At 43.0% G+C, this 15,637-nt stretch carries 16 protein-coding genes, 1 other RNA gene and 1 pseudogene; 1 reads left to right on the plus strand and 17 read right to left on the minus strand.

Features of this window, described 5'->3' with window-relative positions:
- Nucleotides 1-34: 34 nt before the first annotated feature.
- The 12 genes and pseudogenes from L9W92_RS05725 to L9W92_RS05780 form a co-directional block, all read right to left on the minus strand.
- Nucleotides 35-1,969: a DNA polymerase gene (locus L9W92_RS05725; RefSeq protein ID WP_240082785.1), complete on the minus strand. Its 1,935-nt coding sequence runs from the start codon at nt 1,967-1,969 to the stop codon at nt 35-37.
- Complete coding sequence (locus L9W92_RS05730; RefSeq protein WP_240082786.1) at nt 1,966-2,544, minus strand: DUF2815 family protein; 579 nt, start codon at nt 2,542-2,544, stop codon at nt 1,966-1,968. The genes L9W92_RS05725 and L9W92_RS05730 overlap by 4 nt, the downstream gene beginning before the upstream one ends.
- Nucleotides 2,545-2,548: 4 nt before the next feature.
- Nucleotides 2,549-3,677: pseudogene (locus L9W92_RS05735) on the minus strand (DUF2800 domain-containing protein).
- Nucleotides 3,674-3,997 (minus strand): rRNA biogenesis protein rrp5, encoded by a 324-nt coding sequence (locus tag L9W92_RS05740; protein WP_240082787.1) that lies wholly within the window; start codon nt 3,995-3,997, stop codon nt 3,674-3,676. Before L9W92_RS05740 ends, L9W92_RS05735 begins: the two are co-directional and overlap by 4 nt.
- On the minus strand, nt 3,960-4,184 hold the full coding sequence (locus tag L9W92_RS05745; RefSeq protein WP_240082816.1) for a hypothetical protein: 225 nt from the start codon (nt 4,182-4,184) through the stop codon (nt 3,960-3,962). The genes L9W92_RS05740 and L9W92_RS05745 overlap by 38 nt, the downstream gene beginning before the upstream one ends.
- 81 nt (nt 4,185-4,265) lie before the next feature.
- Entirely contained in the window at nt 4,266-4,649 is a 384-nt protein-coding gene (locus tag L9W92_RS05750) for a sigma factor-like helix-turn-helix DNA-binding protein (RefSeq protein ID WP_013843525.1), read from the minus strand.
- A 162-nt stretch (nt 4,650-4,811) separates the two neighbouring features.
- On the minus strand, nt 4,812-4,961 hold the full coding sequence (locus L9W92_RS05755) for a hypothetical protein (protein ID WP_240082788.1): 150 nt from the start codon (nt 4,959-4,961) through the stop codon (nt 4,812-4,814).
- A gap of 263 nt (nt 4,962-5,224) precedes the next feature.
- Nucleotides 5,225-7,096 carry an ImmA/IrrE family metallo-endopeptidase gene (locus tag L9W92_RS05760; RefSeq protein ID WP_240082789.1) on the minus strand — a complete coding sequence of 624 codons (1,872 nt, stop codon included), beginning with the start codon at nt 7,094-7,096 and terminating at the stop codon, nt 5,225-5,227.
- A 149-nt stretch (nt 7,097-7,245) separates the two neighbouring features.
- Nucleotides 7,246-8,421 carry a phospholipase D family protein gene (locus L9W92_RS05765; protein ID WP_240082790.1) on the minus strand — a complete coding sequence of 392 codons (1,176 nt, stop codon included), beginning with the start codon at nt 8,419-8,421 and terminating at the stop codon, nt 7,246-7,248.
- Between the two features lie 1,377 nt (nt 8,422-9,798).
- Entirely contained in the window at nt 9,799-10,671 is an 873-nt protein-coding gene (locus tag L9W92_RS05770) for a site-specific DNA-methyltransferase (protein ID WP_240082791.1), read from the minus strand.
- Nucleotides 10,671-12,617, minus strand: a complete 1,947-nt coding sequence (locus L9W92_RS05775; RefSeq protein ID WP_240082792.1) for an Eco57I restriction-modification methylase domain-containing protein — start codon at nt 12,615-12,617, stop codon at nt 10,671-10,673. The genes L9W92_RS05770 and L9W92_RS05775 overlap by 1 nt, the downstream gene beginning before the upstream one ends.
- 19 nt (nt 12,618-12,636) lie before the next feature.
- Complete coding sequence (locus L9W92_RS05780) at nt 12,637-12,813, minus strand: AbrB/MazE/SpoVT family DNA-binding domain-containing protein (protein WP_240082793.1); 177 nt, start codon at nt 12,811-12,813, stop codon at nt 12,637-12,639.
- A 240-nt stretch (nt 12,814-13,053) separates the two neighbouring features.
- Between L9W92_RS05780 and L9W92_RS18825 the strand changes: the two genes are divergently transcribed.
- Complete coding sequence (locus tag L9W92_RS18825; RefSeq protein ID WP_282442296.1) at nt 13,054-13,182, plus strand: hypothetical protein; 129 nt, start codon at nt 13,054-13,056, stop codon at nt 13,180-13,182.
- A gap of 221 nt (nt 13,183-13,403) precedes the next feature.
- Here the strand turns inward: L9W92_RS18825 and L9W92_RS05785 are convergent, their stop codons facing one another.
- From L9W92_RS05785 to L9W92_RS05805, 5 genes are all read right to left on the minus strand, one after another.
- Nucleotides 13,404-13,541 (minus strand): hypothetical protein, encoded by a 138-nt coding sequence (locus L9W92_RS05785; protein ID WP_240082794.1) that lies wholly within the window; start codon nt 13,539-13,541, stop codon nt 13,404-13,406.
- A gap of 57 nt (nt 13,542-13,598) precedes the next feature.
- Nucleotides 13,599-13,949: a transfer-messenger RNA gene (gene ssrA, locus L9W92_RS05790) on the minus strand.
- Between the two features lie 39 nt (nt 13,950-13,988).
- Nucleotides 13,989-14,450, minus strand: a complete 462-nt coding sequence (gene smpB / locus L9W92_RS05795) for an SsrA-binding protein SmpB (protein WP_240082795.1) — start codon at nt 14,448-14,450, stop codon at nt 13,989-13,991.
- A 110-nt stretch (nt 14,451-14,560) separates the two neighbouring features.
- Nucleotides 14,561-15,112 carry an HD domain-containing protein gene (locus L9W92_RS05800; protein ID WP_240082796.1) on the minus strand — a complete coding sequence of 184 codons (552 nt, stop codon included), beginning with the start codon at nt 15,110-15,112 and terminating at the stop codon, nt 14,561-14,563.
- Nucleotides 15,063-15,593, minus strand: coding sequence for a PaaI family thioesterase (locus L9W92_RS05805; protein ID WP_312038065.1), 531 nt, complete (start codon nt 15,591-15,593; stop codon nt 15,063-15,065). The genes L9W92_RS05800 and L9W92_RS05805 overlap by 50 nt, the downstream gene beginning before the upstream one ends.
- Between the last annotated feature and the right edge of the window lie 44 nt (nt 15,594-15,637).

The raw sequence follows: 15,637 nt of genomic DNA on the forward strand, positions 1-15,637 counted from the left end.
CAAGGAGCGGAATCGGACGGTCCATTATTTTTTTCTAATCTTTTTTATAGAACTGGCACTCAAAGCCGTCAGCACGGAGCAGAAGCCCCTTAGCCCAGGGAGGAGTTTCACCCATAACCTGGCATATATCATCAACCAATGCATCTGCCGGGGCTTCAATGACAACCTCGTCATGGACATGCATTACTATGTTGTAGCCCAGGGCATCCAAACGGCGCATGGCATGGCAGAGAATGTCTCTTGAGGTCGCCTGGACGATGTTCTCCACGAACTTAGGCCCGTAGCTTTCGATGCGCTCCCATTTCTTGTTTGTCCCAATACCCTCATATGTCACCGATTCGCTGCCGAAGCGGTTTAGCTCTATTCTGGGCTTCACATAGCAAAGCTTCCTGCCGGATGGCAAGGTAATGAACAGCATTCCGCTGCGGTACTCAAAGCGGAGTCCATGTGTTTCCGTAGTGACGCGTTCCTTGACCGCCCTTTTGGCAGCCCGGTCAACGTCCCACCAGAACCTTACTATGTTGGGATTGGCCTTTCGCCAGACGGTTACCAGCGGCTGGAGTTCATTCTCAGTAAGCCCCATATCAAGAGCGCCCATAGCGGTTAAAGCACCGACTGATCCGCCGTAGCCAAGCGCCAATTCGGCTATTTTCCCTTTCTGGCGCAGCGGGCTGCCTTTGGTGACCTCTTCAATAGGAACATGAAACATCTGCGCCGCCGATGCTTCATAAATCTTGCCGTGGGTGGCAAATACCTCATTCCGCCATGTTTCACCCGCCAACCAGGCTATTACCCTGGCTTCAATGGCGGAAAAGTCAGCAACGATAAATTTTAATCCAGATTGTGGGATGAATGCGGTACGGATAAGTTCGGATAAAACGGAGGGCACAGAATCATAGAGCATCTCTGCTGCATCAAATTGCCCGGAACGAATAAGATTACGAGCTTCCTCTAAATCCGATAGATGGTTTTGCGGAAGATTTTGTACTTGGATCAACCGCCCAGCAAAGCGGCCAGTACGATTAGCTCCGTAGAACTGCAGCAACCCGCGCGCCCTGCCGTCGGAGCAGACTGCGTTTTCCATGGCTGTGTATTTCTTTATACTGGACTTGGCTAGCTTCTGCCGTAATTCCAAAACATGTCCCAGATTTCCGGGTGCGGTCTTAAGCAGTTCCTTAACCGCGGCCTTGTCCAACGTATCTGTTTTAAGGCCATGTTCAGCAAGCCAGGACTTCATCTGCGCGACCGAGTTGGGATTATCCAGTGCAGTCAGTTCTTGCATAACTCGCGTCAGTTCCGATCGGGATCGCTCATCGCAGCTGATCGCTTGCCTGACCAGGATTATGTCCAGCAGGATACCTCGATCATTGATTTCCTGGTCAAGGATATAGTTTTTCCACTCATCCTCCGGTACGGGAAAGCTCGCCAGCTTTGCCTGTATTGCCATTTCCGTTTCCACATCGCGGGCATTGTAGGCTTTGAAGCGTTCCCACCTTTGAGGGTCGTGTTCAGGGAGATTACGAGTGCGCTGATTGTTTGTTTTAGTAGGCTTGCAGGGCATGGAGAAGTAGCGGATCAGGTCTTTGCCTTCAGTCAGTTTTTGTTTTTCAGCGCCGGTGACCAACGCAGCGCCCTCCAGCGTTAAAGGCAGACCGAGATAGGCGGACCACACCATGGTGCAACGCCATGAATTTGGTTTCAGCCACTGGTTAAGATAGCGGGACAGACATACGCGTTCAAACTGCGCATTATGTGCCCATTTGATAACGGATTCATCTAAAAGGGCGCTGTAAATCTCATCCGGCAGATGTTCACCGCTGGCCAGATCAATAACCTGAACACCTCCGCCGTCAACACTGTAACCGAACAACAGGATTTCAAAATCCGGGGACTCAGCATAGCGATAGACCCCGCTTTTCGCGAGGTCTACCGTGCTGAAAGTCTCTAAATCAATACTAAGCGTTCTCATGACAGAAAATCATCGTCCACATCAGTGGCAAAATCATCAGCAGCACTTGATTTGCTGCCCAGCGGTTCACCGTCACGAATTTTCTGGATGTTGCCCAAGCCACAGGCAATTCCTTTGTTGCCGTTGGAATTGAAAGCATAAAAGTTTATGCTGACTCTTGCGTAAACACCAGAATAGATTTCTGAACGCTCAAGGATAGGGTTGACTTGCCTGTCCACGATTTGTGGAGCGGTATTGCTATTGGCGTTTACAAAATAGCTGTTGGCGTAGGCTTCGTCATCAGGGCGGTCGACATCGCCATCACGAAGCGGAAGTTTTAACTGCGCTTTAGAAGGAATCTTGCCACCGAATTTGCCTTTGCCTTCCTCGATCGCTGCATCCACAGCTGCATTGATGGCCGCGATGGTCTTGGTGTCTGACTTGGGGATAATCAGGCTGACACTGTATTTTTCCGCGCCGCCGTTGATGGACTTGGGTTCCCATACATTCGCATAGGATAGACGTACAATGCCGGTGATAACTTTGGTGGGATTTTTCCCAAGACTACGATTAACTTTGTTTGCTGTATTTGACATAGTATTAAACCTCCATAAATTCATTTTTTGCGTTTGATAAACTCATCGCCGGTCGATTATCCGTGACTGAAACCAGGGTCGGTTTGCCGGGCGGCTTTATAACCAGTCCGCCAAGAATTTCATTGAACTTGGATTTGCCCATCAGCTTTTCCATCTCAGTAATGGTGATAAGGCTCCGCTTATAGATGTCACGGTATCCAGCAGCTTTTGCCGCTTCGGCTACGGCCTTCTCATCGCTATATTTCCCGGACGGAGCGCCCCTCGACTACCTTGAAGCCGGGCCATTCCTTGCCATGGTTCACAGCGGCGTCTGTGGCATAGGCAATAATCTCATTTGCCCAACTGGTCAGGTCGCCGATCAAATTGAGAACCTCGCCAATTTCCTCATCGGAAAGCAAGGGAGGAAGGGCAAACTCAAAGGCCGCCAGTTTAAGCTTGGCTTCGGCTCTGGCTCGACACTTTACTGCAGCCCGGCAGAACTGACAGTGTTCACCCGGGGCGTACTCGCCCTCACCTTTAAAAGCCAACTCGGCGGTGGGTATCAGTGTTTCCTCCGCCCATTGATAAAGCGATTCTTTAAATACCGTGTAGGTGCTGACATTCTCCCGGCGCGGCTGGAAAATGGTCATGGCCACTGTGCTGATGTCATATATCCCGTCAAACAACTCCAGGGCACCAAGTGCATACAGCTTCATCTGGGGATTGTCCTTGGCATTCACCAGAACGCCCTGCCCATACTTAAAATCGATAACATGGAGTGTACCGTCGCCGATAATAACGCAGTCGCCGGTACCGAAGCCATCCGGAACATACCTGGAAAAATCCAGCCTCTGCTCAATCAGCACCAACGGGTCGTTGCAGGTCAACTTTATCTGGGCGATGGTTTCAAGAACAAAATCCACATAAGCGCCGGTGTGGGCGTCCATTTCGTCGCATTCGTACTTGGAGATTGGCTTCTTCGAGCGCATTTTTAGTGCCCGGCGCAGTTTGTGTTCAGCGAGGGCATGAGCTGCGGTACCCTCAGCAGCGGCTTCGCTTTCACTCTCATCAAACTCCAGTTCCAGCCTGGCTGATGGAGTACAGTTCATCCAGCGGTGCGCTCCGGAAGCGGAGAGAATAGCGTGTTTGCTCATTTCAGCCCCTCCGCATCCGCGAGAAGTGCGGGATAATTTGCCGGGTCAATTTCACTGAGCCTTGATGCACCGTGCTTCTCCAACAGTGCTCGGACCTCAGCGGTAAAGCCGTCATGGCTTTTCGCAGCCAGCACAGCCCGGACCTGCTCAAGCGTGACCGCTTTGGTTTCAGACTTTTCTTCCTTTTTGACAGTTGGTGCTTCCGGCTTCAAAGCCCCGCTAGGCTCACCATCCGCCATTGTCTCTGCTACAGCCCAAATGCTGTCTGCCAGATTTTTTAGGTTAGCCGCTACATCCAGCAATAGCTTGGTTTTGCTCATGGCTATCACCCCCCTCCTCAATAATTGAAAGCGCTCTCACACTGTCGCCTGGGACAATGACTGTCAGCCTTTGCTTGTCACCAAGCAGGAGACGCAGCAGTCTCTCGCGCACGGTGACACGGCGACAGCCAACTATTCCGCCGCCCTGTGGTTCCTTTGAAACACTAATTCTAAGCGTGTGCTTCATTCGGATCACCTTGCCTTTCCGAAGGCTGATTTCTTGTGCCTTCTGCCTTATGCCACCTGCGGAAGATGAATCGGACGGTTACTATAACATTTTTTTGAGTTTGTTCTTTGCTCGGTTTACGGCGTGGCGTATAGCGGACTCGTCCACGCCTTCCAGTGCAGCAAGTTCTGTGTATTTCCAACCTTCCAGACAGGTTTTACGGATAAGGTACTGCTGTCGCTCGGTCAGGTGGGACATAGCGCGGCTAACAGTTTCTGAAGCTATAAGGTCGGCAAGCAAGTCCGTTCCATCGTCAAAGAACCGCTTGTCCTCATAGGTGAAACTCTCAAGGGAAGTGTGGCGGCGGGTTTCCCGCCGTTCATTTTTCTTTTCTTCTTCTACAGAACTGAGATAGAAGGTACCGACTTCGTCAGAAACCTCCAATTCGATGATTCTGCCATCGGCATCTTTGTAATTTATTAACATCTTTTTCCTCCTGCGATTTTCAAAAGTTGGCTTGAAAATCCGCAGGGGGCCGATGTCTCAAATCCGTAGAAACAAAACGAGACGGGCGGCGACACCATTGGTTGGTGCCATCCTGCCCGTCTCGCGGTTCTGCGGATTCTCGTTATTGACTTGTGTTTGCGGTTATGCTACTTCTGTATTTATGATCTCTGCTGTTCCATCTGGTTTAATAAAAATCAGCGTCTTGCAACCTTTGTGGACAATTTCTACGACGCCAGCTCTTTCATCCAGGCGACAGACCAGCTTGCCGCGAGCGTTTCGGATGTCTCGCATCTCGACGCATCTCCTTTCCTCCGGTTATAAAGAAATGTTCTATGGCCTTTGCGAACTCATTTCTTAAGGCAAGTTTAATCAAAAAAAAGACTGCCGTGGCGGACACCTCATGTCCGCAAATCAAGGCATTAATATAGGGATTCTGCTTGGTAATTGGCATAAAAAAAGGCCATACACAACCCTTTTATTGGGTTCATGTATGGCCCATCATATTTGATAAATAAAAAACCGGACATCACGTGTCCGTTAGGCAAAGATATTTTTTATAACGGGTCGGCCCCGTGCTTTTGTAAAAAAGATCTGATTTCATCCATTGATTGGGGATAAAGGTGGGTCAGAACAAACCTATACCATTGATGGCTTTGATCGTTGTTGTTTAGCGAAAACGGAGACTTATCAATTATATGGTTGCTTATTTCCGGCGGCAGATGCAACCCCAGGCAAATTAGAATTACTGAATTAATAGAGCCGCCCGGCTCTTCGCCATTAAAAATCCGCCTTATAGTACGTTCACTAAGCATTGTTCTTGCTTCTAATTCCTTAAAAGTTACCTTTCTCCAATCCTTCACCATTTTGAGAGAACCCGTAAAACTATTTGGCAATTCATTATAAATACGTGCGTTTTCCGCCAATTCATTAGCCAATAGTTTTGCTTTATTCTCTTGAGAGGCGAACTGATAGCCTTTCCCATATACTATGTCAAAACTGATGGTTGAGGTTTCGTCCCTGTTTAGGAAACACTCGCTGTGGTATCTTTCTGCGCAGCCAGCCCTGACTGATAGATCAAATACCAAACAGCACTCGTCCATATGGGTTCTAGCATAATCAGTTAACCTGGTCTGCCCAAATATATCCTGCTCCAAATATTTTGGATGGTTTAAAACAAAATGTGCATCTACATATTGGTAACTACCATCTTTTATAAGGGAGTTTAGCTCTTGGTTAATTAAACTCTGAATTGCCGCATCCACGGCGCTGATGGAAAATGTCTGGTTCCTTTGGAGCGCACCCTTCTTAAATCTGTGGGGTTTAACGTAACGCCCGTCTATGTATATAAAGGCACCCATCGCCTCTTCATATCCAGCATCTATCATGCGAATTTTAGCCGCGGTACGTGATACACGGAAGAAGGCGGCAAGAGCGTCAATGACGGGTTCAATTACGTCTATCAGTTCAGAAGTGCCCAGTTCGTTGCGAAACTGTTTTATAAGTTCAAACGCTTTGGTCTTAAACATGGCAAGGGGCATTTGAATTTTGGGGGCTAAGGAGTTGGCCTGCCATTCCATCCAGTCAGTGGCATCCCTGTTGTTGCCTTTCATACCACCGACCACTTGGCATTTAATGGTGCTGGCACTGTTATTATACAAACGCTCCAATTCAAAAGCTTTTCTGTGCTTGTCCCAGTGAACGCACTCGTGTACGATAGTATTGTGCACGGTACCTATATTACGCAGGAAGTAAGCTTTGGGGTCGACAATAATTGTTCGTGCCTTTACTGGCGTAAATACCATCTCATTCTTATCAGAGTCATATAATTCCGCTTCGCAATCATGAAAATATACCTGTCCAAAGATGGATAAATCCTCAGTAATATCCGTTATCTTAACTTCGAGGCCCATTCTCGCGGCCAGTTTTAGCGGTTCCACTGCAATGGGTGTTTTTAAAGTTTCCGGGTAATACCTGCTTAAAAAGTCATAGGCAACTGTCTCCAGTTCCTCTTTGCGGATATATGGAACCAGGGCGTCTGACATCGGTCTGGGCATCTTGTTCTTTTGGTTGTATATGCTAATACTGGCGATCTCAAAATCATCCAGACTGCAAGCCAAGTCACCGGTGCAGCGCAATGAAAACCACTGGTTACACTGATCATAGTCATCATAATGATGATTACCTTCGGAAACTTCGATTTCCGCTTCTACAACGACATCAAACTCAATTCTCATGTCTGGAAGGTCATTAACTGAAACCAATTTGACTTCCAAATCTGCGAGAGAAACATTACCTATGTTCCGCACTTTGCGTAGTTTTAAATCTAAATTATCTGGTTTTTCTCCAATATATTCCTCTATGGCTGAATAAAATTCATTATAAAACCTGCTTGCGACATAATCGGTAAAAGAACGATTGCCTGCCATGACACAATCCCCTCACTAATAGAGCCTTCTATGCTGTAAATAATATGGTACAAGTAAATTTATTTGAATAAACTGACCATCAAATCGCATAATTCTTTTAGGTAAATTATTTCTATCACTACAGCAGTAGATAAGATCTATATCAAATTCTATTTCAAAACCCAGCGACGTGATCCTTTCCTAGTTTGTTTTCCTTCTTCATTCAAAAGCGAATCTAAGTATGTAAAATCAGCATCATCTTTATCAACCAGTTCATAGATAAATTGATTAAGTGTACCTGGAATCATTGACATTTGCATGATTAGAGGTCTTTCTCTGTCTTTTATTTGTATTATTTCTAATCGATGAGTATTATTATGGGGAAGGTCAACTATAGGCCTTGTTGACTCGTGAGTAATGCTACCATCGATCCTGTCTCTGTAATAGAGTTCAATACTTTCAAATCCAGATAAAAAGGTTTTCATCACTTCAACGGGGAATTGGACTTGAGTTTTTCTTGTTTCGGTGAGGATATCCATAACTAGATACTGTAATGTTTCATTTTTAATTTGACTCTCATTTCTTCTTGTGATAGCAGATTTAGATTCATTACCTCCATCGTCTTCAGTTACGCCTTTGTTTATTCCGGTTCTAGGGCCATGGATCGCACGAATTTTTCTTGAAATTTCAGGACCTTTATTTATTGAATTTAGTGGGTGTGCGCTTCGTACTGAGGATCTTGCTTTTTTTACTTCACTACTGTTCTCGCCTATCTTATTAATAAGATCTTCGCCCTCTTGCGAAACTAAATTGATCAAATTGTCCTTTGTTAATGGTTCCAATGGAGTTGTATATTGATTCCAAACCCGTGTAAAATCTTGATATGTTTCCTGACCTTTAGCTTCATTTTTTTTAAATGAAGCTTTCATGGAAAGTTCAAAGTTACCTAATAACCCACCTTCTGTGCTGTTGGCTGATCCGGTTAATATTACACAGTCTTCATCATTTTCGAAGCAATATGCCTTGGGATGAAATATATAACTATTGCTGCCTGCAGTTAATATTCTAATATTCACATTATCTGGATATTTAATTTGTAGACCTTTTAGAAATTCCAAAGCTTCCCTTGAGGTTATTCCTTGATCAATCCCAATAATCCAGTCAATGCTGTTTCCTTCACTAATGAATTTTGATAAGGCCTCCTCAATCATTACAAGTCCTCCTAAAGTAACAAAAGCAGATAATAATCTAAAGGACTTGTATTTGTTCGAGCTTAGCAACTGATTATTTATATCTTTATAGTGAGCTTCTTCACCTGCATACTGGGATACAAAAGTAACGTTCATAGTTTTTAGCCTCCTTAATTTAAAATTATTTATTTACACAGTTCTGTGATAATCGTTTTAATCCTTCAAATTTAACCCATTTGTATGAAAGGCGAAAATAATTAGAGAACTCGCAATATAAACATATATATAATGATAGTGCGTATTCCGGTACTGATAGGCCATTAGTTCCGGGATCGACCGGACACCCTTCCGGATTTCACCGACCAGCATTTCTGCATAAATTAGTATTTCTTTGAAAACCAATAATGCAAAAATATAACAAATTAACTCGGATAGTGTGCTGTAATAATTATAGGTCTCACGGAGACTACGCTATTCGAGGAAGTTTTCATGCAGAAAACAAGAGAAATCATGCGTCTCCATTTGGATGCAGGGCTGGGGCTGCCATTGCAAAAAGTCTTAGCATCTCTCACAGCGCGGTTAAAGATCACCTTATGAGAGCCGAGGATGCCGGGCTGTCCTGGCCATTACCAGAAGAGTACAACGATTGAGTATTGGAACAACTGCTCTTTCCCTGGAAATCCAATATCGCCCGATCAGGACCAAAACCTGATTTCGATCACATCCACAAAGAACTAAGTCGCAAAGGGAGTAACTATTCAATACAGCCACTTCTGCGAATTGTACCATAAGTGGCGGCAGGACCTGGATAATATCAATACGCCGAATTCATAAGGCTGGAGAGAAATTGTTTGTTGACTGGGCAGGACAGACTATACCCGTTGTTGAAAAAAAAACAGGGGAAACCCGCCCGGCATACCTATTCGTAGCGATTCTCAGCGCCAGTAATTACACCTATGCTGAGGTCAGTATGTCAATGGACTTGTCCAGTCGGATCAACGCACACTGCAGAAGCGCTATATCAACTGGTCGGCTTCCACCCGGAACAAGTGGTCGATCATTTTCGGATTTGATGGCCAATTGTTGTGGAATACGCAATGATAGTATTGCAATTATATTTTAATTAAGGAAAGGCATAGGATCAACAAATCGAAAAAGATTGTCCATATACGGTTTTGTGTACTCAACAATAAAAATCTTAGAGGAGGTTAATAAATGACCCCCTCTTGCGGTTTGACCCTCTTAATTTAGACTATATATCTTCATAAATATGATATTGCTGGCTTGAATCCTTATGATTTTGTTTAACTTGTAGCTTTCTGCTGATAGTGTGATAGAACCACCCGAAACTGCACTTGCACTGACATGTTAAGCGATTCTTTGACTCACGCTATTGAGCACCCGTCTATAACCACACTGGAGACAGGTAGCGTATTCGCGCACTGTTTTCGTTTCAATTTTCGCCCCTCCATTCCCAGCATACTAGGTTAAAACCATATGCCCAATCCAGATGAGAGGCTAATTAGCGTATGTCTATCGTGGCTCATTGCGAAATAAATCAAAATAAGATGGCGCTTTTGAATTTTTCTTTTTTGGATCCGGTTTTTGTACAATTATTATATATTCATTTACATTTTTGAATAAAAAGTTCGGAGGATAAGGATAACTTCCAAAAATCGGCCTCTGCGAATTAGCTGATCCCCATTTCCCACCGGTACCGTTTTTATTCCAAATGATTTGATTGACTAAAGAAAAACCTTTTTGCTGAGCAATTTTTGTCAAGTCTGAAGCAATCGGTATTGTAACTAGTCCATATTCCTTAGTATTTTGATTCACATTAGCAGTAACAATACAGAGTTTACGACCGGGCATCAACACTCTATAACAATTTGAGATTACAGTTTCCATATAATTCAAGAAATCATCATAGAATTTAATACTACCTATATTTCCTTCATAATCTCCATAATCAGCTTTATTCCAATAGGGAGGAGATGTTACCACTACCCCAATACTGTTATCCGGGATGTAATCCATATTTAGGCAGGTATCGTTAATAAGAGAAATATCTCCTTCACTTAAAACAATATTGTTTGTATTCGCAAATTCTATTATTTGTTCATATGACAACTGTAAGTATTCGCTATTTACTTCTATGCCTACGTAACGACGGCCATTAATTATTGCAGATTTACCAGTTGTCCCCATCCCTGAAAAGGGGTCTAATACTGTTTCGCCATAGAAAGAAAACATTCGAATTAGTCTATGGGGAATTTCTAGAGGAAAAACTGCAGGATGAATTGGATCGCTTACATTAGCAATGCTCCATACAGTTTTCGTCCATTCTTTCCATTCCTCTGTAGATATTATTGAAGCTTCCTTAACGTTATCTGGAATTTTCGCCATTAATAATAGCTCCTCTCAGCGTTGTTCTTTATCTTTGCCAAGCGTCCACAACTTACAATTTGGCTGTACCATGCATGTAAATAAGTGGGAAAACCATCAGGTAAAAGAAGAGATTCAGCAATTAGATTATCAATTTTAAGGACGATTGGCATTAATTTTGAATGATCATAGTTTGTAATAATCTTTCCTTTATTGATAGATTGGGTAGGATAGCAAACTAGTTCTTTTGAAAACTGTTTGCCTAATTTAAACAATTGTGTATAGGTGGTGGTTGTAAAGAGACGTTTTTCAATGCCAAAATGTTCTAGAAATCTATTGGTAACATGAAATCCGTCTCCCGTCACTGTCCAAAGCCAATAGGCGGTGACTGAATTTAGACAAGCTATAGAAAAATATAAATCTTCTATTGAATCAGTAGTGAAATATTTCTTATCTTTTGATATATATGCATTACCGTACTCATCAATCGAGGGAGGAATATGATCATAAGCACATATCCAATTATATGCAGTACTGTTTAAAACGAGCTTTGCCTTAGATTCAGGCGAAGCCGGCTTCAGTATTTTAAGTAAAGAAGTCTCATTATTACTTAGCACTTTATATGCTTTAAGTTCAATTGCACTTCCTAATTTTGGGATAAATGGTTCTATGGAAATATCCGTAATATCAGAGTATTTCTTTGGTGACAGCAAAAAATCGTTACGATTGATAGATGTCCAACGTAATAAACCTGTTGTAAAGATATTTTTTGATAATCCGTTTGATTTTCGGATTATAATACAATTTCGAGATTTAACATCATCCCCAAATAATGAATCTGGACTACGATCATAATTCTCAATTTTCCATACAGCTGTATCTTGTTCAATTCTTTTTCTTAGTTTTTTAAAACCCTTATGACTGCTATAGGTAAAAGACAAAGGTATAATAAGGGAACTTACAGAGCAGCTTTCACTACAATCAATTAAATTGTTAACAAAAGGAATAAACAAATTACTACGAAAGTTGCTCTCATTAGATTGATCTCGCTCCGTTATTGATACATATGGAGGATTACCAATTATACAGTTAAATTTTTTTGGAAAATGACGATATTCATCGCTAAGGGCTTGTATATTTGTTGCATCAGCACAAATTATATTTTGGTTTAATATCTTTATAAGTGAATCATAGTCGAGTTTTCTATCTCCGAATAATAAAGATATATAACATATAATTAAAAAACGAGTTATATCAACAGCATATGGACTTATATCAATACCAAAGAGAGATGATTGAATAATGGAGATACATTTCTCAAAATCATTAACATGGCACGTAATTAGTATATTTAGAACCTGTAATAGAAATATTCCGCTACCACAGCTATAATCAACAAATTTATAATTCTCAAGAGAAACGTAGTTCGGTAGTTTCATCAATTCTTTTGTACAAATATCCACCATATAAAAAGCAATATCATTAGGGGTATAATAAATACCTCTTTTTTTCTTTTTAACAGTCACAATACCATTTCTACGATCTCTTTCCGCCCTTTCTAAATCATATTCACTATATTCTAATACTTCCAAAGCATAAGGAAGTAGATAAGGGAATGTTTCTGGATTATAGGAACTTTGTATTTCCTGTATTACCTTGGATAAATCTACATCGTATTGCAAAGATATATAATCTTTAACCCAATCGCTTTTTCCATTTGAAATTTTTTCAAAATATGCGCAGATATTATGAAAGCTATTAGAAGAATTCTCATGAGTATTTAACGATGAATAGTATTTCTTCATTAAAGCAAGGCAGCATATTAATACCAACCGTAATTGCTGGTTTGTAGATAAATTAATATCTTCATTTGATTCGAGGATTAGGTCTCTAGCCCTAATCAAAGTATCCGCAATTTTTGTTATTTCGTTTTTATGGGTAATATTGATTGGTGTGTCCAAGCTCATAGTTGTCCCTCCGTAGGAGTCAGTCGACTTTAACCTTTAACACAATTTCTTTTTTAACTGAATCTAGATATATATCAAAAAATGTTGTGCCTTTTTGGATATTCAAATTATGAATAATCTCCTTAGGCAATCGAATCCGCATATCTTTTTGTAAAACATAAGTATCTAAATACACTAATCCCGGTTTTTCCTTCACCTAATCAGCTCCTAAAGGGTCAATATAACAGACTAAATTTAGTCTATTTTAGGGCTATCTATAGTCTAATCATAGACTAGCATACACAAAGAGTCAATTTTTTTCTTTTTAGGTGAAGATGCAGCCGCGTATAGTTGGCGTTTATTTTCCCAGAACATCCCAGAGCTCTTCGAATATGAAATACTCAAAATAATTATGGTAAACTTCAGAAGTTTGAGATAATCATAGGTAGGTAAAGTTTTGCTGGCGTTTGTTGTACAAAGCAAGGGTATCCCTGTGATTTTAAAAAAAGATGTTAATTTAGAAGAGGAACATCTGAATAAGAAAGGGAATGGCCGTCCAATGCCGCCTCTCTATGATTTAACTTAAAAATGTATGGTTGAGACCAAAGATAAATGATGAGTAAAAGCCCCTAATAATCCGAGTTAAAATAATGCAAACTGTGGCTCATCTTTTCCGAAAAAGGTGAGCCACACAAGAATATGCAAATAGGGACTACATCAAATTCAGATACTAAAACGTATTCATGCAATATTTCAACGATTCATCCCAATCTTTCAACGATTGCCTGTTGGCGATGCACACCCCTGCTAAATTTCAACGATTATCCCTGCCAACCCCACCGGAAAACGGTAAGATTTCCTCTTGCCAACGGCAAAATAACCCGCCCAAATAGATAAAAGCCGTCCCGCAAAAACGCAGGAACGGTTTAGATACCGGCTTTCCATGCAAAACAAAAACCACCCACCGATAAAATTCTTTTTATCAATAGATGGTAGATAATCTGGTGGAGGCGGGGGGAATCGAACCCACCGTCCGGAAGACCGACCACAGGAGTGTCTCCGAGCGCAGGCTGTAGTTTAGATTTTGCTCCGCGGGCGCTTACAGCCAAGCTCCGTTGGAACTATCTCGATAAGTCTTGCTTGAATCCTCCGAGAATTGGACTCAAGCCAGCCCGTTTAGATGACCCCCTAGCCCGGGCCACGGGCCCAGCGCGGGTAGAAGGTTAACTGCAACTAAGCAGCTAAAGCGTATTCTTCGTTGGCAATTATAAGTTTTCCACCGTATTGCGGGCTGATGGAACCCCGGCTCGCTCCTCCTGCCACCGCTTCCCCCGTCGAAACCTTTACGCCCCCGTAAAATAATATCTGGTGAATAGTGACAGTAATATTATTCTAATACATCTTTGACCTTTCCTTCACAGCCCGGTCGATTTCCCGCCGGGCGTCACGCGCGGCTATGTCATCTCTCCGGTCATATATCTTCTTGCCCTTGGCCAGCGCCAGTTCCACCTTGGCAATGCCATCCTTAAAATATACTTTTAGCGGGATTAAGGCCAAACCTTTTTCCCTGGCTTTACCCAACAAGCGCAAAATCTCCACTTTGTGCATCAAAAGCTTACGGGTGCGCTTGGGTTCATGGTTAAACTGGTTTCCTTGATCATAAGGGCTTATATGCATATTATACAATAAAAGTTCGGCGTTTTCAACGCGGGCGTAGCTATCCTGCAGGTTGGCTCGCCCGGCACGCAGGGATTTTACTTCGGTTCCGGTCAAAGCCAGGCCTGCTTCAAAGGTCTCTATAACATGATATTCATGCCGGGCTTTTCTGTTTTCAGTTACGGTTTTATATCCCATGCTTAATCACCAGAACTTTAACGGGTACCATTTTATTTTAATGGTGCCGGGAAATGCTTTCATTATAGCAGGCGGGCATGGTTTGTCAAGTTAAAAAGCTATAATCAGATTTATAGTTTTAGTTCTGCGGCAATGCCCTGCATCGCTTCAAGGCTTAGCCCAAGAAATTCTTCCAGGGAAAGCGATAATTCAGAACAAGCTTTGATCGTTTCCCGGTTCGCCCCGCGGGCAAATGATTTCTCATTAAAACGTTTCATTAGAAAAGGAACATCAACTACCGCCAACTTCTTTTCCGGCCTGATCAACGCGCCGGCTACTATCAATCCGGTAACCGGATCGCTGGCGAAAAGAGCTTTATCCATAAGTGATTCACGAGGTAGTCCATGCCGTTCGTTATGCACTTTTACCGCGTAAACTATATCTTCCGGCAAACCGGATTCCTCCAGCAAGGCGGCGCCTTCTATGCTGTGACGTTCCGGGTCGTCCTTAGTACGGTCGTAGTCGATATCGTGCAGCAGTCCGGCCAGCCCCCATTTCTCTTCGTCCTGGCCGAAATGCCGCGCCAGACGGCGCATTACGGCTTCAACCGCAAGAGAATGGTTAAACAAGTTTTTATTTGTCAGGTTTTTCTTCAGCAGCGCCACGGCCTCTGTTCTGTTCAAGTTTCAGTTCCCCCTTCGACATCTTTTCCGGGTCCATCTTCAAAAATTTGGCCTTTGCCCGCGCCGCCACAGTACCATCCGGCAGGATCAACCTGCCCGCCATCTCAACCAACCTTCTACGGTCGGCCAACAGGTTCGCTTCCAGGGTAAGCCGCTCTCCCACCGGAACTGCTTTACTGTAACGGGTGGTAATTTCAGCAGTCATCGTTGCGATATCACGCACCCATAACCACTGGGCCATCACTTCATCTAGCAAAGTGGCAACCAGCCCGCCGTGCAGCACCCCATTCCAGCCTTGATGCTCTGTCCCGGCGATAAAATATGTCCGGCAGATGTCGCCATCCTGCTCAAATTTTAATTTTAGCCCGATAGGATTGCGTGCGCTGCAGGCGAAGCACATATTGTCTTCACGCAGGAATTTAGCCATCGTTTCACCTTCTCTTCGGTTCGGCAAATCTTCTATCCTACTAGTATAAACCATTTTTATCAATTTTCAACGGGTAAAAAAAATGCCGGGGAAACCCG

Source organism: Pelotomaculum terephthalicicum JT (assembly GCF_022410535.1).
GTDB classification, from domain to species: Bacteria; Bacillota; Desulfotomaculia; order Desulfotomaculales; family Pelotomaculaceae; genus Pelotomaculum_D; species Pelotomaculum_D terephthalicicum.